Raw genomic sequence first — 21,147 nt, forward strand, 5'->3', positions numbered from 1 at the left:
TAGGGGCGCTGGATGCTGCGCTCATTCGCGCCCCTTGTGAGTCAGCAGTCTCTATCTGCGCCCAAGTTTCATCATGGCTTCAAGCACCGCCCCGGCGACGGCCCGCGCCTTATCTGACACCGTGGTGTAATCTGCCAGCGTACCGCGCGGATCGATATCACCGATTTTAGTGCCGATTTTGACCTCCAGCCCATCATGCAGCAAACCGCGCACCATACCGGAAAGCGGCGCAATCACCGGCACCTCGCCGCAGTGGGCCACCACATCCCCCTCCTGCACCAAATCCCCCAAAGCGACGCGACATTGCATAATGCCACCGGCGGGTGCACGGATCACCCGGCGGGTGGTGTGGCCAGCGATATTGCCGGGAATACCGGTATTGGGATGGGTGTAACCTTGATAAATCACCCGGCCCAGTGCGTGGCCCCGATTGGTTTCGATCACTGCATCGCAATCCTGCCCGGCGTTGAAACCAGGGCCGAGAGCCACGGTGATCGGGGCCATATTGCGATGGGTTCCCAGGTTTTGCTTGGCCAGGATGGCATCCACCAGAAAACGGGGTTTGAGCTGATCAAGGCTGCGGGTCTCTGGGTCAATCAGCAGCGGGATCTCGCCACGGTTGATGATGTCGAAGGCTTCGTTGACGTCGTTGGCCAGGCAGGCGGTGACGCCCTCCACGCAGGTTTTGCCGTCAAACATTGCTTGAGCAAATGCCACCGTCCGGCGAATGGCGGTCGGTTGGGCAATGTCCAGCATGATGACCTGAAAACCGGCATGATACAGCCGCAGCGCCACGCCGGTGGCGATATCGCCTGCGCCACGGATCACCACCAGTTTGTCGCGCGTTAAGCGGATGTCATTTTTCATCAGCCCGCCAGCGGATTGGTTGCGCACCTGTAGCAGCTCTGCCAGCACGCTGATGGCGATTTCTTCCGGCGTTTCTGCGCCGATGTTGTAGCCGACCGGGGCATGGAGTTTGGCAAGCTTCTCATCATCTACGCCGCGCTGGCGCAATTGTTGGGTAAAGGTCTGCACCTTGCGGCGGCTGGCCAGCAATCCCAGATAGCGCAGTGGCTGCTCGATCAGCACGTTGAGTGCCTCGCAATCCTGATTGTTGGTGGCGATAATCACAAAGTTGGCCGGATCAATATTCATCTTGTCGATGGCTTCTGGGAAGGTCTCGCCATGAACCAGAGTGGTGCCCACCGGAAATAGCGCCGGGTCGAGGCTGGCCGGGTAGATATCGGCAACGTGAATATCAAAGCCCAGCGGCTTGGCGGCGCTGGCGATGGCGCGGTTGACGTGCCCGGCCCCGATCAATATCAGGCGCGGGCGCAGGCCATGTACGTCGATATACACCGACATCGCGCCTCCGCAGTCCGAGCCTACCGCGTCCTGCCCGGTGCGTGCCATGCGGCCATGAAATACCCTGGCCTTGCGCTCCGTAATAGCGGCAATTGCCTGTTCAATCACCAGGCGTTCGATCATGCCGCCACCGATGGTGCCAATACAGCCACCATCGGCCATCACCAACATCTGTCCCGAATGGCGCGGTGTAGATCCACGGCTTTCGATAATCTGGGCGAGCGCAAAGGGCCGGTTTTGTTCTTCTAAACGTGCAGCTTCGGCGAAGATATTCATGATGACCTCGTCAATAACCTCAGAAATATTATCGTGTTAAGCGCCGTATCAGGTGGTGGATCGCCGGGGTCTCCTGCACTGCGCCAAACCAGATGGCGCTGAGCGTCAGCTCTGGCCGCAGCAGGGTTTGCCACCTGGCTGCCAGTTGATTATCACAATGAGAAACCTGATTGATCAGCCAGACCCGCCGCGCCTGAGAGGGCGTACCTTTGAACATCCCTTCAGGGTGCGAGATCAGGGTGTCGAATACCCGGTGATCCAGTATTTCACCGGCCGTGACCCCCGTCAGCGCGGAGAAAATCGCCCAACGGTGAATTTGCTGTGGGTCTGCGGGACGATCGATTACCTGGCCTCCGGTTAGCGCGATAACACAATCACTGCGGGAGGGGATGCAAGGTTCATGCCTTGCCGCGGCTTTCAGGGGTAACCCTCGGGAGCCGTCCGCCTCGGCCAGGATCACATCGAAGGCACCATGTTGTTTGATTGCGTCGATTTGCTCGGGGGTTAACCCGATAACCTTGTTATCCTGCGGCTGATAATGACTGAAGCAGGCGGTAATGGCCGGGGCGCTGCTGGCGGTGGGCAGTTGGCCTATCAACAGGTGGTGGTAGTCGGCAGCGTTGGGCAAGTACATCTTGGTGGTGGTAGTGAACAGCACGCGTTTGCCCTGGTGATAAAAGGCCTGCGCCAGCCAGTGCAGGGTACTGGTTTTCCCCCCGGCGCCAATCAGGGCGATCAGCAGCGGCTGGCCCCGATCGAGGCGGTGATATTCCTCACTGAATAATTCTCTGAAGCTGGGCGTCATAAATAGCCTGTTTTGTGAGTCAGAAAGCGGCCCCTCACCCTAACCCTCTCCCACAGGGAGAGGGGACTGTCCGTGCCACGCTGTTATTGCGGTGTCTTCCTTGGTGTACAGAAGCTTCAATTGAGGGAGATATAACGGTGATTTAACCGATAACCAATATGCAGTTTTTTCAGGATAGAGTGCCGATTTAATCGCAAACAACCTTGATGTAATCGATATTTGGCAAACATTCATACTTTATCGATTGCGGTCTCGTTTTTAACCGAAGTGCTATTTGGCCGTATCAAAGTGATAGCTGGCGATGTTTTTTTGATAATTGATTCTATTAGCGTAGCCGTGATGATTAAGCAACTACCTGCACTGATTGTTATTCTCAGTTGCGATAGTGAGCCCGTTCACAAATAAAATTAACAATTAGAACTACCTCACGAATTTAACTGCTGCCCAACCCCGTAGGGAGATTTGGCCTGATTGTTGCTGCGTTATGCCTATCCGCTGTGGAAAACCGCCCTCAGGTTTTTACAGACTCATCATTCAGGCATTTCGCCGCAAGGAGATAAAGCTATGGGAGATTTAATGCGTCCCGTTCCGTTCAAGGCGCTGTTAACCCGGATTTTCGATGAATATCATGAGAGCCGGTCTATTTTTGGTATTCCAGAAAAGCAGTTTTATCGCAAACATGACGATCGGCGGATTAACGTCTTCAATGAAAGTTGTGAAACGCCACTAGGCCCAGCCGCAGGCCCGCATACTCAGTTGGCGCAGAATATCATCGTTTCCTGGTTGACCGGCGGGCGCTTTATCGAATTGAAAACCGTGCAGATCCTCGATCGGTTGGAGCTGGAAAAGCCCTGTATCGATGCCGAAGACGAATGCTTCAACACCGAATGGTCGACCGAGTTCACGCTGCTCAAAGCCTATGATGAATATTTAAAAGCCTGGTTTGCCCTGCACCTGCTGGAAGAGATGCTTGATCCACGGGCCAAGGGGGAAAGTAAATCCTTCATTTTCAATATGAGCGTGGGTTATAACCTCGACGGGATTAAACAGCCGCCGATGCAGGACTTTATCCATAACATGATGGACTCTGCACAGCATCCGAAATATGCCGAGTATCAACATATTCTTGCCGCATGGGTTAAGGACGAGGGTTTTATTAGCCAGTTCGCCTTATCCGCCCAACGCGGGGCATTGGCACAGTTGCCAGAGCATATTCCAGCGCAACTGGTCAGCGGTATTACCCTTTCGACCATGCATGGTTGTCCGCCAGATGAAATTGAAGCCATCTGTCGCTATATGTTGGCAGAAAAACGGCTCAATACCTTTGTCAAATTAAACCCGACGCTGCTGGGTTATCCGCGTGTGCGTGCCATTCTGGATAGCTGCGGGTTTGATTATGTCGGGCTGAAAGAAGAGTCTTTCGAGCACGATCTCAAACTGGAGCAGGCGATCGCGATGTTGCACCGCCTGACCGCCCTGGGGAAACAGCAGAACTTAGGCTTCGGGGTCAAACTGACCAACACCCTGGGGGCGATCAACCATAAAGGCGCCTTGCCGGGCGAAGAGATGTATATGTCCGGGCGCGCGCTGTTCCCGCTTTCCATCAACGTGGCGGCGGTTCTCTCCCGCGAGTTCAACGGGGAGCTGCCGATTTCCTATTCCGGCGGAGCAAGCAAGTTTAACGTCCGCGAGATTTTTGACACCGGCATCCGGCCAATCACCATGGCCACCGACCTGCTCAAGCCCGGTGGCTATTTACGCCTGACGGAGTGCATGCAAGAGCTGGACGCTTCCGATAGCTGGCAGATGACGCGCATCGATGTCGATAAGCTGCAAGCGCTGGCAGACAAGGCCGTCAGCATGGAATATACCCAGAAACACTGGAAATCAACGGATCGCATCGACGCCGGTGGCCCATTACCAATGATTGACTGCTATGTGGCTCCTTGCGTCACCGCCTGCGCCATTAAACAGGATATCCCGGAATATATCCGGCTGCTGGGCGAACAGCGCTATGCCGATGCGTTGGAGCTGATTTATCAGCGTAACGCCTTGCCAGCCATTACCGGGCATATCTGCGATCACCAGTGTCAGTACAACTGCACCCGTCTTGATTACGACAGCGCGCTGAACATCCGCGAACTGAAAAAAGTGGCGTTGGAGAAGGGCTGGGATGAGTATCAGCGCCGCTGGCATAAACCGGCAGGCTCTGGCAGCAAACGTCCGGTCGCCATTTTGGGTGCTGGCCCGGCGGGTCTGTCCGCTGGGTATTTCCTGGCACGGGCTGGGTATCAGGTTACGTTATTTGAGCGCGAGGCCAATGCGGGCGGGGTGGTGAAAAACATCATTCCACAGTTCCGCATCCCGGCGGAGCTTATCGAGCACGATATCGACTTCGTGGCCGCGCACGGCGTGAAGATGGTTTATGGCTGCGATCCCGATCTGACCGTCGACAAACTGCAACAGCAGGGCTTTGACTACGTGTTTATCGGTATCGGCACCGATAAAAACAGCGGCGTGAAGCTGGCGGGCAATAACCGCAACGTCCACAAATCCTTGCCGTTCCTGCGCGATTTCAACCTCGGTAAGCCGATGAACCTGGGCAAACACGTGGCCGTGGTCGGTGCCGGTAACACGGCAATGGACTGTGCCAGGGCCGCGTTGAAAGTGCCTGGCGTGCAGGACGTCACCGTGCTGTACCGCCGCACGCTCAATGAGATGCCAGCCTACCGTGAAGAGTATCAGGAGGCGGTAGAGGACAACGTACAGTTTATGTTCCTTACCAACCCGGAACACTTTGATGCCAACGGCACCTTGACGGCCAGAGTGATGGCGCTGGGAGAGCCGGACGAGAAGGGGCGCCGCCGCCCGGTCGCCACCGAACAGACCCTGACGTTGCAGATGGATTCCTTGATCACCGCCATTGGCGAGCAGGCTGACGAGGAAGTGCTGCATAAGCTCGGCGTACCGCTGGATGACGCAGGCTATCCACAGGTCAACACCGCCACCGGCGAAACTACCCGGCCGAACGTCTTCTTGATCGGCGACGTGCAGCGTGGCCCGTCATCCATTGTTGCTGCCATCGGTAGCGCCCGCAACGCTGCTGAAACGGTGCTGGCGCGGGAAAACGTCAAAACCCATCACGCCGATAAATACTGGTCGAACGTCGATCCGGCGGAAATCTATCGCCGCAAAGGCGCTATTTCGGTAGCGCTGGTGGATAAAACCGAGCGCGAAGCCTTCGTGGCCCAGGAGGCCCAGCGCTGCCTGGAATGTAACTACGTGTGCAGCAAATGCGTCGACGTTTGCCCGAACCGCGCCAACGTGTCGATTGCCATACCGGGCTTCCAGGATCGTTTCCAGACCCTGCACCTGGATGCCTACTGCAATGAATGCGGCAACTGCGCCCAGTTCTGCCCGTGGCAGGGTAAGCCATACCAAGACAAAGTAACGATCTACAGCCTGCCGCAGGACTTTGCCAACAGCACCAATCCAGGGTTCCTGGTGGATGGGGCGCAGGTCAGCGTACGGCAGGACGGCAAGCTTTACCAACTGCAGATCGATAGCGACGGCCAGCTTGAGCAAGTGCCGCCGGAACTGGAGGAGATGTGCCGCATTATCAGCCATGTGCACACTCATCATCATTATCTCCTTGGCCAGGTGGAGGTGTAGTCATGCTGATATTAACCAATGCAACCGGCGTGCAGCTCGACCCCGCCAGCGTACAGCACGGTATCGATATCGCCATTGAAGGGGCGTTGATCAAAGAGGTGGGGCAAGGGTTGGCGGCCAAATATCCCCAGGCGGAAGTGCGCAATATGCACGGCAAATGGGTGATGCCAGGGATTGTGTGCGCTCACAACCATTTCTACTCCGGGTTATCACGCGGGATTATGGCCAATATCGCGCCCAGCCCAGACTTTATCTCCACGCTGAAGAACCTGTGGTGGCGGTTGGATCGGGCGCTGGATGAGGAATCGCTGTATTACAGCGGTTTGATCTGCTCGTTGGAAGCCATCAAGAGCGGCTGTACGGCGGTGATCGATCACCACGCCTCGCCCAACTTTATCGCCGGTTCGCTGAAAACCCTGCGCGCAGGCTTTATCGAGACCGGGCTGCGTGGCATGACCTGTTTTGAAACCACCGATCGCAACGGCGGAGAGCGCGAACTGCGGGCTGGCGTGGAGGAGAATATTGCCTTTGCTCAGTTGATCGACGTCGCCAAAAAAGCCGGTAAAGAGCCTTATCTGGTGGAGGCGCATATTGGCGCTCACGCACCGTTCACGGTTTCTGATGCCGGGTTGGAGATGCTGCAAGCGGCGGTTAAAAGTACCGGCCGTGGTCTGCATATCCACGCCGCCGAGGACAGCTATGACGTATCCCACAGCCACGACAAATATGGCAAGGATCTGATCGAGCGCCTGGCGCAATACGACCTGATCGGGTCAAAAACGTTGGTCGCCCACGGTCTGTATCTGTCTGCAGCGGATATCGAACTGATCAACCAGCAGGATGCCTTCCTGGTGCACAACGCCCGCTCCAATATGAACAACCACGTGGGCTATAACCATCAGTTGGCGCAGTACCGCAACCTGGCGCTCGGCACCGATGGCATCGGCTCAGACATGTTTGAAGAGCTGAAGTTTGCCTTCTTCAAACACCGTGATGCGGGTGGGCCGCTGTGGCCGGATAGCTTTGCCCGCTTCCTGGCCAACGGTAACCAACTGCTGGCGCGCAACTTTGGCGCCAACTTCGGCAGCCTGGCCGCCGGTTACAAAGCGGATCTGACCATCTGCGACTACTCGTCACCCACGCCGCTGGCGGCGCAGAATATCGGCGGACATCTGGCCTTCGGCATGGGGGCTGGCAGCGTCAACAGCGTAATGGTGGAAGGCCGTATGGTCTATCAGGATCGCCAGTTCCCGTTCGATGTAGAACCGATCTACGCCCAGGCGCGCAAGGTAGCGGCCAAGCTGTGGCAGCGTATGGATGCCTTGAATTAAACCGGTCGCCGCCCTGCGAACACCGGGGCGGCTGACATTGATGAGGGTGCAACATGATTGAGCAATTCTATCGGCCAGGATCGGTACAGCAGGCGCTAGAGCTAAAACGCCAGTTCCAGCAGGATGCCGTCTATTTCGCTGGCGGCAGCAAACTAAACGCCACACCCACTAAAACACGGCAAAAGATTGCCATCGGGCTGTCGCAGCTGGGGCTGGATCAGGTGAGCTGGCAGCAGGGGGCATTGCATATCGGTGCCACCATTACCTTACAGCGTTTAATGGATACCCAGCTTATCCCGCAGGCCCTGCGTGAGGCGCTGGGTTTTGTCTATTCCCGCCATATTCGCAATCAGGCCACGCTGGGTGGTGAAGTCGTTTCGGCAACGAAAGATTCGGTGCTGCTGCCGGTGTTGCTGGCATTGAGTGCCCAGGTGGTGGTGGGCAGCGGCAAGACGATGGCGCTGGAAGACTATCCGCTGTGCAGCGGCAGTGAATTACTGCTGGCGGTGGTACTGCCGGATCCTTACCGTACCTGTGCTACCCGTAAAATTGCCCGTTCAGCGGCGGGGTTACCGGTGGTGACTGCGGCGGTATCCCGCGATGCGCAGGCGAAAATTCGTATCGCCCTCAGCGGTGTGGTGGCACCAGGCCGCCTGCGTGATGCAGAGAACAGTGGCCTGAGTGGCCCGGCGTTGGAGCAGGCGGTGGCGCAGATGATATCTCCGCCAGATGACATCTGTGGCAGCCGCGCCTATAAGCGCTATATCACCGGTGTGGTGGTGGCAGACCTGTTGGCGGCTTGCCAGGCATCAGGGGAGAAAGCATGATGAATATTCGCTTTACGCTTAACGACATCCCGCAGGAGATGCAGTGCCAACCCGGCGAAAACGTCCAGCAACTGCTGTTTACGTTGGGAATGCATTCGGTCCGCAATAGCGATGACGGCTTCGGCTTTGCCGGTTCGGACGCGATCCTGCTTAACGGTATGGTGGTCAACGCCTCGTTGCTGATCGCCGCTCAGTTGGATAATAGCGCGGTGACCACGGCCGAAGCGCTGGGGAGCTGGAACCAGCTCAGCCTGGTGCAACAGGCAATGGTGGACGTGGGGATCGTCCAGTCCGGCTATAACGATGCGGCGGCGGCGCTGATCCTGACGGATCTGTTGGCCCGCATCGAGGAACCAACGCGCGCGCAAATAGACGATGCGCTGTCAGGCTTGTTCAGCCGTGATGCCGGTTATCAGCAGTTCTATCAGGTCGTAGCGCTGGCGGTGGCTCGCCGTAACGATCCTGAATTCCAGTCGCTCGCGGCTCCCGAATTCCGCAGCGATCTGAACGTGGTCGGTAAGCTGTGTCCTAAGGTGGACGCGGCGAAAATGGTACAGGCCAAGCCTTGTTATGTGGAGGACCGCGTGGCCCGCAATGCCTGCATCATCAAGATGCTGCGCAGCCCGCATCCTCATGCCTTGATCACACATCTGGACGTCAGCAAAGCCGAGGCGTTGCCTGGGGTGGTGCATGTGATCACCCATCGCAACTGCCCGGATATCTATTACACCCCCGGTGGGCAGAGCGCGCCAGAACCTTCTCCGCTGGATCGCCGGATGTTTGGCCAAAAGCTGCGCCACGTGGGTGACCGGGTGGCGGCGGTAGTGGCCGAGAGTGAAGAGATTGCGTTGGCCGCGCTGGCATTGATCGACGTCGAATACCAGGTGCTTAAACCGGTGATGTCGATCGATGAGGCGATGGCGGAAGGGGCACCGCTGGTACACGACGAACCGATTGTTTACGTCCACGGCGCACCGGAGGACTTGGCCGAGCAGAACCAGGGTAGCGCAGAGCGTGGCACCGAGCATGTGACGATCAATTTCCCAATTGGTGCCAAACCCCACAGCAATATTGCCGCCGCGGTACATGGACGCATTGGCAACGTGGATCAAGGTTTTGCCGAGGCGAACGTGGTGCTGGAGCGCACCTACGAATCCAAACAGGTGCAGCAGTGCCCGGCGGAAATGCACGTCTGTTACACCTACATGGACGGCGATCGGCTGGTGATCCACGCGTCAACCCAGGTGCCTTGGCACCTGCGCCGCCAGGTCGCCAGGATCGTCGGGCTCAAGCAGCATAAAGTGCACGTGATCAAAGAGCGGGTCGGCGGCGGTTTTGGCTCCAAGCAGGATATCCTGTTGGAAGAAGTGTGTGCCTGGGCAACCTGCGTAACCGGCCGTGCGGTTTATTTCCACTACACCCGCGAAGAAGAGTTCATCAGCAACACCTCACGCCACGTGGCCAAGGTGCGGGTGAAGATTGGTGCGAAAAAAGACGGCCGCCTGACGGCAATCGATATGAACTTCCTGGCCAATACCGGCCCTTATGGCAACCATGCGCTAACGGTGCCCAGCAACGGCCCGGCGCTGTCGCTGCCGCTTTATCCCTGCGATAACGTCAATTTTCAGGTGACCACCTATTACAGCAACATCTGCCCAAACGGGGCTTATCAGGGTTACGGTGCGCCAAAAGGCAACTTCGCCCTGACCATGATCCTGGCGGAGATGGCGGAAAAACTGCAGATGGACCCGCTGGATATCATCGAGCGTAATCGGGTAGTTGAAGGGCAAGAGTTGAAAATCCTCGGGGCGATTGGCGAAGGCAAAATGCCGACTTCGGTGCCAAGTGCCGCCAGCTGTGCGCTGGAGCCGATCTTGCGCAAAGGGCGTGAGCTGATCCAGTGGAGCTCACCGAAAGTCAGTCAGGGAGACTGGCAGATTGGCCGTGGCGTGGCCATTATCATGCAAAAATCCGGTATTCCGGATATCGATCAGGCCAACTGCATGATCAAGCTTGAGTCGGACGGCACCTTTATCGTGCATTCCGGCGGGGCAGATATCGGTACCGGGCTGGATACGGTCGTGGGCAAACTGGCGGCGGAAGTGCTGTGCTGCCCGTTCGCAGACGTGCATGTGATCTCAGGTGATACCGATCATGCCCTGTTTGATAAAGGGGCCTACGCCTCTTCCGGCACCTGCTTCTCCGGCAATGCGGCGAAGAATGCGGCGGAAAATCTCAGGAAAAAAATCCTGTTCCACGGCGCGCAGATGCTGGGTGAGCCAGAAAGCGACGTCACGCTCGTGGGGCCCGGCGTGGTAAGGGGCAAACAGGGCGAAGTGACGTTCGCGCAGATTGCCCATAAGGCAGAAACGGGCACCGGTTTTGGCACTCTCGTGGCCACCGCCAGCTATATCTCCTCTGACTTTGCCTTCCCGTTTGGCGCCAACTTTGCCGAAGTGGCGGTCAATGTGCGCAGCGGGGAGATCCGGTTGGACAAGTTTTATGCCTTGCTCGATTGCGGCACCCCGGTTAACCCGGAACTGGCGCTGGGGCAAATCTACGGGGCTTCAATGCGCGCCATCGGCCACAGCATGACGGAAGAGATTATCTATGACAGCCAAGGATCGCCGATCACCCGAGATCTGCAAAGCTATGGCGCACCGAAGATGGGTGATATCCCGCTGGATTTCCAGGCGTTCCTGGTGCCCAGCGACGATCGGGTGGGGCCATATGGGGCCAAGTCGATCTCCGAGATTGGCGTCAACGGAGCGGCCCCGGCCATCGCTATGGCGATCCACGATGCCTGTGGTGTTTGGCTGCGCGAATGGCATTTCACCCCTGAGAAGATCTTGAGGGGGTTAAATAAGCTGTCAGCGTAGACTCTGTAATAAGTCGTACCGGGATAGTGGCCAATTACGGTCATTATCCCGCTATACCTGCCGAGTTAAACCGGCGGCGGGTATAAACGATTCAATATATTAGCCAAAGGCTAATCTGTTATTGCCGCCATATATGAGCTCATCGCTCAGGCTAGCCCGTGGGATCAACATGGCGAAAGTGCAGGGCGTGGAGCTTATTGAATCAGATGATCAAATTTACTGGAATGGAGTAAAGAGATGTCTGATATGCCTAGTTCAAATAACGACCTTATTTATCGGGTGGAAGATAAACCACCTTTCGACCAATGCATCGTGGGGGCGATCACCCATTTACTGGCTATTTTTGTGCCGATGGTGGCACCCGCACTGATCGTCGGCACCGCGCTGGGGTTGCCGCCGGACGTCACGGCCTATCTGGTTTCGATGGCAATGATAGCCTCAGGGATTGGCACCTGGTTGCAGGTGAATCGCTATGGCCGCGTAGGCTCCGGCTTATTGTCCATTCAATCGGTCAACTTTTCCTTTGTGACGGTGATGATCGCCTTGGGCAGCACGATGAAAGCCGATGGCCTGCATGTGGAAGCGATCATGTCCACCCTGCTGGGCATCTCTTTTGTTGGGGCATTCCTGGTGGTGGGCTCCTCGTTTATTTTGCCCTATCTGAAACGGGTGATCACGCCCACCGTGAGCGGCATTGTGGTGCTGATGATTGGCCTGAGCCTGATCAAGGTGGGCATTATCGATTTTGGCGGCGGTTATTCAGCGAAAAGCAGCGGCACCTTTGGCAACTACGAAAATATCGGTATCGGCCTGTTGGTGTTGCTGGTGGTGATCGGGTTTAACTGTTGCCAGAACGCATTACTGCGCATGGGGGGCATCGCCATCGGCTTGATTGTCGGGTATGTCGTGGCCTTGTGCCTGGGCATGGTGGATTTCTCGGTGATGCAAAACCTGCCGGTAATGACCGTTCCCGTTCCCTTTAAATACGGTTTCTCTTTCGATCTGCATGCCTTCCTGGTGGCTGGCATCATCTATCTGCTCAGCGTGTTGGAGGCGGTCGGCAGTATCACCGCTACCGCAATAGTGTCCGAGCAGCCCATCAAGGGGGATGAATATACCGCACGCCTGAGCGGTGGAGTGTTGGCCGATGGGCTGGTCTCGGTGATTGCCGCCATGCTGGGCTCGTTGCCGCTGACAACATTTTCCCAGAATAACGGCGTGATCCAGATGACCGGCGTCGCCTCGCGCCATATCGGCAAATATATCGCCGTGATCCTGGTGGTACTGGGGCTGTTTCCCGTCATTGGCCGCTTCTTTACCACTATCCCGGCGCCAGTGCTGGGGGGCGCGATGACGCTGATGTTCTCGATGATCGCCATTGCCGGGATACGCATCATTATCTCCGACGGTTTAAACCGTCGCGAAACCATCATCGTCGCCACCTCGCTGGGGCTGGGCCTTGGCGTCTCTTACGATCCGGAAGTGTTTCGTATTTTGCCCGAGTCGATTTATGTGCTGGTGGAAAACCCGATCTGCGCCGGTGGGCTCACGGCCATTTTTCTCAATTTGCTGATACCGCAGAACAAGAGTGAGAAACCTGACGCCGAGGAGGCCGAGTTCGAGGTGGTTACAGCGGAAAAAAACACCGATTGAGATTGCTGACAAAGGTTACTTAGGGGCGCTGTATGCGGCGCCCGCCTGGCAACATCCGTTTATGGTGACAAGGAATTTCAGTATGGAGCGTGAACAATCAATCAAGGCCGTGCGGGGCAGTTTTCTCGATATCACCCGCACCGTACAGCATCCGGAAGAAATCGAAGGCCATCTGCGCTTTATTAAAGACGGGCTACTGATCATTCGTGATGGACGGGTGGAGTGGTTTGGCGACTGGGAGGTGGGGCACCACCAGATCCCCGACAGCATCCGGGTGCGTGACTACAGCGGGAAAATGATCGTGCCAGGGTTTGTCGACACCCATATTCATTATCCGCAGTGTGAAATGGTAGGAGCCTATGGCGAACAACTGCTGGACTGGCTGAACAAGCACACCTTCCCGGCGGAGAAGCGCTATAACGATCTGGAATACGCCCGCGAGATGTCGGCGTTTTTCATCAAGCAGCTGCTGCGTAATGGCACCACCACCGCGCTGGTGTTCGGCACCGTGCATCCCGAATCGGTAGAGGCGCTGTTTGAGTCGGCGCGCCATATCAATATGCGGATGATCGCCGGTAAGGTGATGATGGATCGCAACGCGCCCGATTACCTGCTGGATACCGCAGAAAGCAGCTATAGCCAAACCAAGGCGCTGATTGAGCGCTGGCATAACAATGGCCGCCTGTTATACGCCATCACCCCGCGTTTTGCGCCAACCTCCTCACCGGCACAGCTGGAGATGGTGCAACGCCTGCGCCAGGAATACCCGGATGTTTACCTGCATACCCACCTGTCGGAAAACAAGGATGAAGTAGCTTGGGTGAAAGCCTTGTTCCCAGAGCGCAAAAGTTATCTCGATGTTTACCATCACTACGGCATGACCGGCAGAAAAAGCGTATTTGCCCACTGTGTGCATCTGGAAGACGCCGAGTGGGATTGTCTGCACCAAACCCAATCATCCATCGCCTTTTGCCCGACCTCCAACCTGTATCTCGGCAGCGGCCTGTTTAATTTGCCCAACGCCTGGCGGAAAAAGGTGCGGGTGGGGATGGGCACCGACATCGGTGCGGGCACCACCTTCAACATGCTGCAAACGCTCAATGAGGCATACAAAATCATGCAGCTGCAGGGCTACCGGCTCTCGGCGTATGAGGCGTTCTATCTGGCGACGTTGGGCGGGGCCGATGCTCTGGGGCTGGCGGACACCATTGGTAACTTCAACCTGGGGAAAGAGGCGGACTTTGTGGTGCTGGAGCCGACGGCCACGCCGCTGCAACAGTTGCGCTACGACAACTCAAAAACCTTGATGGATAAGCTGTTTGTCATGATGACGCTAGGGGATGACCGGTCGATCTATCGTACCTATGTCGATGGCCGGCTGGTGTATGAACGTACTTAAAACCACCGCACTGCAATTTGCCAGGACTGGCGTTACCCCCAGCGAGTGCCGTAACGGCAAGCCCGTGGGGTAGGTGAGTGTAAACTTTCAGAGGGCATTGATATGTCTAATAATTTATCGCAGGCGACGTCAGAAAAAGCGGCCAGCTCGCTAGACAGCTATTTCAAGATTAGCGAGCGGGGCAGCAGCGTACGGCAGGAAGTGTTGGCAGGGTTGACCACCTTTTTGGCGATGGTCTATTCGGTGATCGTGGTGCCCGGCATGTTGGGCAAGGCGGGCTTCCCTCCTGCTGCGGTGTTTGTCGCTACCTGCCTGGTTGCCGGTGCGGGGTCACTGGTGATGGGCCTGTGGGCTAACTTGCCGATGGCTATTGGCTGCGCCATCTCGTTGACGGCGTTTACCGCTTTCAGCCTGGTGCTTGGCCAGCACATCAGTATACCGGTCGCCCTTGGGGCCATCTTCCTGATGGGGCTGATATTCACCGCCATTTCCGTAACCGGGGTGCGCTCATGGATCCTGCGTAACCTGCCGATGGGCATAGCGCATGGTACCGGGATTGGTATCGGTTTGTTCCTGCTGCTGATCGCTGCCAACGGTGTCGGTATGGTGATCAAAAACCCGCTGGACGGTTTGCCGGTGGCGCTGGGGTCGTTTGTGTCTTTCCCGGTGATGATGTCGCTGCTCGGCCTGGCGATGATCCTCGGGCTGGAGAAATTACGTGTGCCGGGTGGGATCTTATTGGTGATCATCGGTATTTCCGTTATCGGTCTAATTTTTGACCCTAATGTGAAATATCAAGGGTTGTTTGCGTTGCCCAGCCTCTCCGGGCCGGACGGTAGCTCGCTGATTTTTAGCCTGGATATCAAAGGGGCATTGAACCCGGCGATCCTGCCCAGCGTATTGGCGTTAGTCATGACGGCGGTATTTGATGCCACCGGCACCATTCGGGCGGTCGCCGGGCAAGCTAACCTGTTGGACGAGGATGGGCAGATTATCAACGGTGGCCGGGCGTTAACCGCCGACTCCATGAGCAGCATGTTCTCTGCGTTGGTTGGGGCCTCACCGGCTGCGGTGTATATCGAGTCTGCTGCGGGAACGGCTGCTGGCGGTAAAACTGGCATGACGGCGGCGATGGTGGGCGTACTGTTCTTGCTGATCCTGTTCTTGTCACCGCTGTCTTATCTGGTCCCCGGCTATGCGACGGCACCGGCGCTGATGTATGTGGGCCTGCTGATGCTGAGCAACGTGGCCAAGCTGGATTTTGACGACTTTGTCGATGCCATGTCCGGCCTGGTGTGCGCGGTATTTATCGTGCTGACCTGTAACATTGTTACCGGCATTATGCTGGGCTTCAGCACGCTGGTGATTGGCCGCGTGTTTTCTAACGAGTGGCGCAAACTGAATATTGGCACGGTGATTATCGCGGTGGCGCTGGTGGTATTCTATGCCGGTGGCTGGGCTATCTGATGGCAAGAAAAAGGTTAGCCGCTTACTGACCAATCTGCACTCAATTCTTCATGTAGGAGCGCTGCATGCCACGCTCCTACACAGTTCAATACATCAATTCAGTTCGAATATGTCTATGAATGCCCGATGCATTACAGATAAGAACAAGGCTGGCAGGTAATAATCTAAGTTTTTATTTAAATCAATGAATTGAGATGTTTTTATTTGAATGGCTTACTGTTTCCTTTGATGATCTTGAATAATATCGTTGATAAATTATCTGCTGCGGGGAGTACGACCAAACCGGAGAGACTGCTCCGTGAATTGGCCAGACGCGCGCCGCAGCATGAGGAGGAATTGATGACTATTGCAGAATATCTCGAGCAGAAAGGTTTCGATAAAGGTATAGAGAAAGGTATTGAGGAAGGGCGAAAGGAAGGGCGAGAAGCCATCTTGAAGATAGCGCTCTCCATGCTGGCTAAGGGCTTCGATCACGCTATGGTCATACAGCTGACCGGTCTTTCAGAAGAAGAGCTGGTGCAAATCCGCCACTAGCGTTTACCCGCGTTTCTCAACGCGGCATTTCCTCATCCAACAGCTGCGCCTGCTCCACTGCCTTGACGATCGAGGTATAGCCGGTGCAGCGGCATAAATTCCCAGCCAGGCCGCGGCGGATCTCCTGCTCGGTAAGGCGGTGGCCGCGAAAACGTTCCACCATCGAGGTACTGGTCATCACCAGTCCCGGCGTACAAAAACCACACTGCACCGCCCCCACATTTACATAAGCCTGCTGTACGGCAGACAGTTTGCCCTGTTTCACCTCGCCCTCGGTGGTGCGGATGGTTTTGCCATCGGCCCAGAGCGCTAGGTAAATACAGGTGTCCGTAGCCACATCGTCGATCAGTACGGTACAGGCACCACACTCGCCCACGCTGCACCCTTGTTTGACGCTGTTAAGCCCTTGTTGACGCAGTAACTCCATCAGCGACAGGCGAAAATCGACCTCGAACTGATAGGGGCGGCCATTGATGGTGCAATTGATCAACATGATAACTCTCCTCCTGCGCGTTGGGCCGCCTGGGCCAGCACGCGCTCTGCCAGCGTACGGATGATTTGCATACGGAACTCTTTGCTGGCGCGCCAGGATGAACGTGGCAGCACGTCACGTATGACCGCCTCACGCACGGCGGCGAGCGTTTGCGCATTGAATGGCTGACCCAGAGCTGCGGCCTCGGCATTTGGGGCACGGATCGGCGTTGGGGCCGCTACGCCAAAGGCGATTTTCACCGCGCTAAAGTGGCCATTTTCAATTTTGCAGGCCGCCGCGCAGCCGATGGTGGCAATATCCATCGCACCACGCATGGCGTATTTGTAATAGCTGGCACCAAAGTGCTGATAGTGCTGTGGCCTAAACAGCAACGCTACGGTGACCTCATTTTGCCCTAACGCGACTTTGCCCGGACCGGTGTGGAAACCTTGGATCGGCGTGCGGCGTAGCCCTGTGGGGGTAGCGATTTCCAGCTCGGCTTCCATTACCACACAGGGTGAGGCGGAATCGGCACTGGTGGCACCGTTGCAGATATTCCCGCCCAGCGTGGCCATATTCCGCACCTGCGGTCCGGCGATCGTCGCGGCTGCCTCTGCCAGGATCGGGATAAGGCGTTGCACCAACGGTGAATCGATAATCTGGCTAAAGGTGGTGCCGCTGCCGATGCGCAGTGTGCCATCCGGCAGCAACTCGATACCGTTCAGCTCGTTCAGGCCGTGAATATCCACCAGATGGCGATATTTGCCGTTCATATGATGGAGCTGGATTAACACGTCGGTACCGCCAGCAATCAGCCTGGCCTGAGGATTGGCGGCTAATTGCCGTACGGCATCGTCTATGTTGGTCGCCCGATAATAGTTTGCAATATCGTACATGGTTTTCTCCAGTTACTCGATCAGGCCCGCCTGCGAAAAATAGCGATACAGCGTTTTTGGCGTCAGCGGTAGTTCATCTATTTTCACGCCGGTTGCCATCCAGATGGCGTTACGGATCGCCGGGGCGGGAGAGATCAGCGGCGGTTCACCCAGCGCCTTGTGCCCATAGGCGGCTTGTGGCTCATAGGTTTCGACAAACGCACAGTCCAACTCTGGCAGATCGAGAATGGTAGGGAACTTGTAATCCAGCAGATTGTTATTGCGCACGATGCCGCTTTGCTCGTCGATGATCATCTCTTCGAATAGCGTCCAGCCGATGCCCATTCCCATGCCGCCATGCACCTGGCCCTCGGCCAACAGCGGGTTAAGGATCTGGCCGGAGTCGTGCAGATTCATGATCTTGTTGATGGTGACCTTACACAGCTCAATATCGACGGTGAGGTCAACAAAGGTGCAGCCAAAGGCGGGTGGATTGCTGCGGGTTTTGCAGGAAACCTCGGCCATAATCTGCCCGCCGACCTCCTGATCGTAATGGGCGCTCATGGAGACCTCTTGCACCGAGCACAACACTTTTTCCGGCATCTCCTTCAGCACTACCTCGCCGTTGATCACATCCAGCGCCCATTCGGGCTGGCTGCACATATAGGCTGCATGGGTCAGGATCTTGGAGCGCAGCTCCATAGCCGCCTGACGGATAGCGGGGGCTGCGACATAGCTTTGCCGCGAGGCGAAGGCACCGGGATCGTAGGCGGTAATGTCGGTGTCTTGGGTGGAGATAACGTAGATGGAAGAAAAGGGCACGCCGATGGTTTGTGCCGCCATTTGTGCAAACACGGTATCCGATCCCTGGCCAATTTCCGTCGCGCCGACTTGCAGATGGACGGTGCCATCCTGGTTCAGTAACAACCGGGCGCTGGCAATCTCGACGCCAACTGGATAGGTATTAGACGCATAGCTAAGGCAGGCCACGCCAACGCCGCGGCGGATGGGGCCACTCTGATTCAGGCAGGCGGCTCGGCGGGCATCCCAATCAAACAGTTCCCGGCCTTTTTGCAGGCACTCGATAATCCCGGCGCTCTTGATCTCTTTATGATTGAGTGGGTTGAGATCTCCTTGGCGGGCGACATTTTTGAGCCGCAGTTCCAGCGGATCCATCCCCAGTTGGGCGGCGGCTTCGTCAATCATGCATTCCAGGGCAAAGGTTACCTGTGGTGCGCCGTAGCCGCGCATGGCCCCGGCGTTCGGCAGGTTGGAGTAAAAGGTGGTGGCTTTGTAGCCGAAGGCGATACGCGGATACAAATAGGCGATTTTATTGGCCCCGGCGGAGGCAATGGAGTGGCCGTGAGAAGCATACCCTCCGGTATTGGAGAGCACATCCAGGCTATAGGTTTGCAGGATACCGTCGCGGTTAATGCCCATCTTACCGCTGATGGAGAACGAGTGACGGGTACGAGATGCCAAAAAGCACTCTTCGCGGCTCAGTTCAACCTTGACCGGCACGCCGCCGAGTTTCCAGGTCAGGAATGCGGCCATCGGCTCTTCCAAGACGTCCTGCTTATTGCCGAACCCGCCGCCGATATAGGGTTTGATTACCCGAATGGATGACCACGGCCGATCCAGCGCCTGGCCAACCACACGGCGTACCAGATGGGGAATTTGGGTGCTGGAGACGATCACTATGCGATCCATCTCGTCCATGTAAGCGTAGGAAATCACCCCTTCCAGATGGCAATGTTGCACTACCTGCGTGCTGTAGTTGCCTTCGATCACGACCTCTGACGCAGCCAATGCCGCCACGGGATCGCCGCCGCTGAGCTGGTGTTGTTTCAGCAGATTGCTTTTACCGCCGTGTAACAGCGGCGCATCGGCAGCCAATGCCGTTTCTGCGGTGGTCATCACCGGCAGTTCCTGGTATTCCACCTCGACCAGCATGGCAGCTTTTTCCGCCGTTAACGCGTCGCAGGCGACAACGATCGCCACACCATCGCCGTGATGGCGTACATGCTGGGTCAGCAGCTGTTTATCGGCCACGTCACGCTTGTTGGCATCCAACGACCAGGCATGGCCTGCCGTAGGAAAACCGTGCTGCGGCACATCCTGATAAGTGAATATGGCTTCAACCCCCGGCAATTGCAGGGCTTTGCTGGTGTCGATATGCGTAACCAGACCATGGGCAATCGGGCTACGAACATATTTGGCATGACGCATACCCGGCATGGTCATATCGTCGGTATAACGTGCCCGGCCGGTGACTTTGGCTTGCGCATCGACGCGTTCGGGCGAGGTTCCTACAGGCATCCTGCTCTCCTCGGTGAGAGAAAAAGTCGCGATAGCCAACAGCAGCAACTTACAGGCCATAATGGGTTGAAAAATCAGCCGGATGTGGGATTTGTGAGTTGAATCTGGTTTATGGCGGGGGTGTGATAGTTTTTGGTGGTCAAAGAGGGGGGAGGACGCACCAATGTCGGCATGGCAGAGACGATGTGCGACGATAATTTATCATATTGATAAGGATAAGATTATCAGGTTGATACACCCCTGACTGGGGCGGCGGCAGGGGTTAGCAGAGCAACTCTCGGAGAGGAACTCTCCGATGCCAAAAACATTATCTGTAAGTTTAAATGAATAAATAACAGGTCAAAATAATATCCGTCGAGTGCTTTAATTTATTTTCAAGCTAAAGCGCTTTTTCCAAAGTTGAACAATAAACCTGAAAGCCAAGAAAATCAGGGGGATGTGAGGTGTGTAAATAAGTTTATATTTATATATGTTACTTGAATCGCCAACAAATAATGTATTGCATGTAAAATTGCGTTGGGTTAATAATGATTATGAACGAGGTTGCTTTATATTACTTAACAAAGGAGCTGTTTATGATAGAACTAGATAAATCTATGCTTAGTCAAATTTCCGGCGGTCGAGGGAATAATGGTGGTGATCGGAGCGATAACGGAGGCCGCAATAACAATAAGGGCAGGGGGCCGTCCACTAACTATGGCGGGCAGGCGAATGGCTTTGTCGGCAATTCATCTCCCGGTATGGATGCTGCTTGTGCCGCAGCTCTTGCGACTGGCGCTATTGGGGGGGCTTTTGGTGGGGTACGGGGCGCAATTGGCGGCGCGATTGGTGCGGTTAGCAGCTGTATCAACACGGGAAACGGTGGTGGTGGCGGAACGGGTAGCAATAGCAATTGTGGTGGGAATTCAGGTAACAGCTGTAGTTGGTAATGTTACTTATGGCTAAAAACTAATATCAGCATGTTACATATCGCATCACCTAAACAGAGGGTTATACAATGATGATTAAATCAACTTTTTTATATAACATATGGATTTTTATTCTTATGTTTTTCATTATAAACCCTCTGTTTTATTGCGTTGGCATTTTAGCTGTTTCTGTTATCGAACTCCCTTCATGGCTTACTAAGGCACTCCTTATTTTCGTCATACCTTTAGGTTGCTACCGTTTGGTCGATCTGGTTTACAACGCGGTGCGTAAGATAGTGGCCAGAATATCGAAAGAAAAATGATTGCCAGCCTAATCAAGGCAAAAGATTGGCCCCATAACGGTT

The 21,147-nt window shown here is 55.8% G+C and carries 14 protein-coding genes; 9 read left to right on the forward strand and 5 right to left on the reverse strand.

Features of this window, described 5'->3' with window-relative positions; genetic code table 11:
* Positions 1 to 51: 51 nt before the first annotated feature.
* Both yqeB and yqeC read right to left on the reverse strand, forming a co-directional pair.
* On the reverse strand, positions 52 to 1,641 hold the full coding sequence (gene yqeB / locus AC6HVW_RS10155; protein WP_071680583.1) for a selenium-dependent molybdenum cofactor biosynthesis protein YqeB: 1,590 nt from the start codon (positions 1,639 to 1,641) through the stop codon (positions 52 to 54).
* A gap of 28 nt (positions 1,642 to 1,669) precedes the next feature.
* Complete coding sequence (gene yqeC, locus AC6HVW_RS10160; RefSeq protein WP_071680582.1) at positions 1,670 to 2,446, reverse strand: selenium cofactor biosynthesis protein YqeC; 777 nt, start codon at positions 2,444 to 2,446, stop codon at positions 1,670 to 1,672.
* A 564-nt stretch (positions 2,447 to 3,010) separates the two neighbouring features.
* Here yqeC and ygfK point away from each other — a divergent pair.
* The 8 genes from ygfK (at position 3,011) to AC6HVW_RS10200 (ending at position 16,208) form a co-directional block, all read left to right on the forward strand.
* Positions 3,011 to 6,118 carry a putative selenate reductase subunit YgfK gene (gene ygfK, locus AC6HVW_RS10165; protein ID WP_497569379.1) on the forward strand — a complete coding sequence of 1,036 codons (3,108 nt, stop codon included), beginning with the start codon at positions 3,011 to 3,013 and terminating at the stop codon, positions 6,116 to 6,118.
* A gap of 2 nt (positions 6,119 to 6,120) precedes the next feature.
* Complete coding sequence (gene ssnA / locus AC6HVW_RS10170; protein ID WP_071680580.1) at positions 6,121 to 7,449, forward strand: putative aminohydrolase SsnA; 1,329 nt, start codon at positions 6,121 to 6,123, stop codon at positions 7,447 to 7,449.
* A gap of 53 nt (positions 7,450 to 7,502) precedes the next feature.
* Positions 7,503 to 8,276: a molybdopterin-dependent oxidoreductase FAD-binding subunit gene (gene ygfM, locus AC6HVW_RS10175; RefSeq protein WP_071680579.1), complete on the forward strand. Its 774-nt coding sequence runs from the start codon at positions 7,503 to 7,505 to the stop codon at positions 8,274 to 8,276.
* A complete protein-coding gene (locus AC6HVW_RS10180) occupies positions 8,276 to 11,155 on the forward strand; it encodes a molybdopterin-dependent oxidoreductase Mo/Fe-S-binding subunit (protein WP_071680838.1) in 2,880 nt (959 codons plus the stop codon). The genes ygfM and AC6HVW_RS10180 overlap by 1 nt, the downstream gene beginning before the upstream one ends.
* A 237-nt stretch (positions 11,156 to 11,392) precedes the next feature.
* Entirely contained in the window at positions 11,393 to 12,808 is a 1,416-nt protein-coding gene (locus tag AC6HVW_RS10185; RefSeq protein ID WP_071680578.1) for a nucleobase:cation symporter-2 family protein, read from the forward strand.
* An 82-nt stretch (positions 12,809 to 12,890) separates the two neighbouring features.
* Positions 12,891 to 14,207: a guanine deaminase gene (guaD, locus tag AC6HVW_RS10190; protein WP_071680577.1), complete on the forward strand. Its 1,317-nt coding sequence runs from the start codon at positions 12,891 to 12,893 to the stop codon at positions 14,205 to 14,207.
* Positions 14,208 to 14,309: 102 nt separating this feature from the next.
* Positions 14,310 to 15,674, forward strand: a complete 1,365-nt coding sequence (locus AC6HVW_RS10195) for an NCS2 family permease (protein ID WP_071680576.1) — start codon at positions 14,310 to 14,312, stop codon at positions 15,672 to 15,674.
* Positions 15,675 to 15,902: 228 nt separating this feature from the next.
* On the forward strand, positions 15,903 to 16,208 hold the full coding sequence (locus AC6HVW_RS10200; protein ID WP_071680575.1) for an Rpn family recombination-promoting nuclease/putative transposase: 306 nt from the start codon (positions 15,903 to 15,905) through the stop codon (positions 16,206 to 16,208).
* A 16-nt stretch (positions 16,209 to 16,224) separates the two neighbouring features.
* On the opposite strand, the gene xdhC is transcribed toward AC6HVW_RS10200, so the two are convergent.
* Genes xdhC through xdhA form a run of 3 tightly spaced genes read right to left on the reverse strand, consistent with a single transcriptional unit; the run spans position 16,225 to position 19,874 of the window.
* Entirely contained in the window at positions 16,225 to 16,701 is a 477-nt protein-coding gene (gene xdhC, locus AC6HVW_RS10205) for a xanthine dehydrogenase iron sulfur-binding subunit XdhC (RefSeq protein ID WP_071680574.1), read from the reverse strand.
* Positions 16,695 to 17,576, reverse strand: coding sequence for a xanthine dehydrogenase FAD-binding subunit XdhB (gene xdhB / locus AC6HVW_RS10210; RefSeq protein WP_071680573.1), 882 nt, complete (start codon positions 17,574 to 17,576; stop codon positions 16,695 to 16,697). Before xdhB ends, xdhC begins: the two co-directional genes overlap by 7 nt.
* Before the next feature lie 12 nt (positions 17,577 to 17,588).
* Complete coding sequence (gene xdhA, locus AC6HVW_RS10215; RefSeq protein WP_071680572.1) at positions 17,589 to 19,874, reverse strand: xanthine dehydrogenase molybdenum-binding subunit XdhA; 2,286 nt, start codon at positions 19,872 to 19,874, stop codon at positions 17,589 to 17,591.
* Between the two features lie 527 nt (positions 19,875 to 20,401).
* On the opposite strand from xdhA, the gene AC6HVW_RS10220 reads away from it, so the two are divergent.
* Positions 20,402 to 20,803, forward strand: a complete 402-nt coding sequence (locus AC6HVW_RS10220; RefSeq protein WP_143186493.1) for a hypothetical protein — start codon at positions 20,402 to 20,404, stop codon at positions 20,801 to 20,803.
* The last annotated feature ends 344 nt before the right edge of the window (positions 20,804 to 21,147 follow it).

The organism is Serratia sp. NCCP-200, assembly GCF_059697885.1.

Coding starts and splice junctions, on each gene's coding strand:
- AC6HVW_RS10185 (WP_071680578.1), top strand. CDS start 11,393: ATGTCTGATATGCCTAGTTCAAATAACGACCTTATTTATCGGGTGGAA.
- AC6HVW_RS10200 (WP_071680575.1), top strand. CDS start 15,903: ATGATCTTGAATAATATCGTTGATAAATTATCTGCTGCGGGGAGTACG.
- AC6HVW_RS10195 (WP_071680576.1), top strand. CDS start 14,310: ATGTCTAATAATTTATCGCAGGCGACGTCAGAAAAAGCGGCCAGCTCG.
- xdhA (WP_071680572.1), bottom strand. CDS start 19,874: ATGCCTGTAGGAACCTCGCCCGAACGCGTCGATGCGCAAGCCAAAGTC.
- xdhC (WP_071680574.1), bottom strand. CDS start 16,701: ATGTTGATCAATTGCACCATCAATGGCCGCCCCTATCAGTTCGAGGTC.
- guaD (WP_071680577.1), top strand. CDS start 12,891: ATGGAGCGTGAACAATCAATCAAGGCCGTGCGGGGCAGTTTTCTCGAT.
- ygfK (WP_497569379.1), top strand. CDS start 3,011: ATGGGAGATTTAATGCGTCCCGTTCCGTTCAAGGCGCTGTTAACCCGG.
- ssnA (WP_071680580.1), top strand. CDS start 6,121: ATGCTGATATTAACCAATGCAACCGGCGTGCAGCTCGACCCCGCCAGC.
- yqeC (WP_071680582.1), bottom strand. CDS start 2,446: ATGACGCCCAGCTTCAGAGAATTATTCAGTGAGGAATATCACCGCCTC.
- yqeB (WP_071680583.1), bottom strand. CDS start 1,641: ATGAATATCTTCGCCGAAGCTGCACGTTTAGAAGAACAAAACCGGCCC.
- AC6HVW_RS10220 (WP_143186493.1), top strand. CDS start 20,402: ATGATTATGAACGAGGTTGCTTTATATTACTTAACAAAGGAGCTGTTT.
- xdhB (WP_071680573.1), bottom strand. CDS start 17,576: ATGTACGATATTGCAAACTATTATCGGGCGACCAACATAGACGATGCC.
- ygfM (WP_071680579.1), top strand. CDS start 7,503: ATGATTGAGCAATTCTATCGGCCAGGATCGGTACAGCAGGCGCTAGAG.
- AC6HVW_RS10180 (WP_071680838.1), top strand. CDS start 8,276: ATGAATATTCGCTTTACGCTTAACGACATCCCGCAGGAGATGCAGTGC.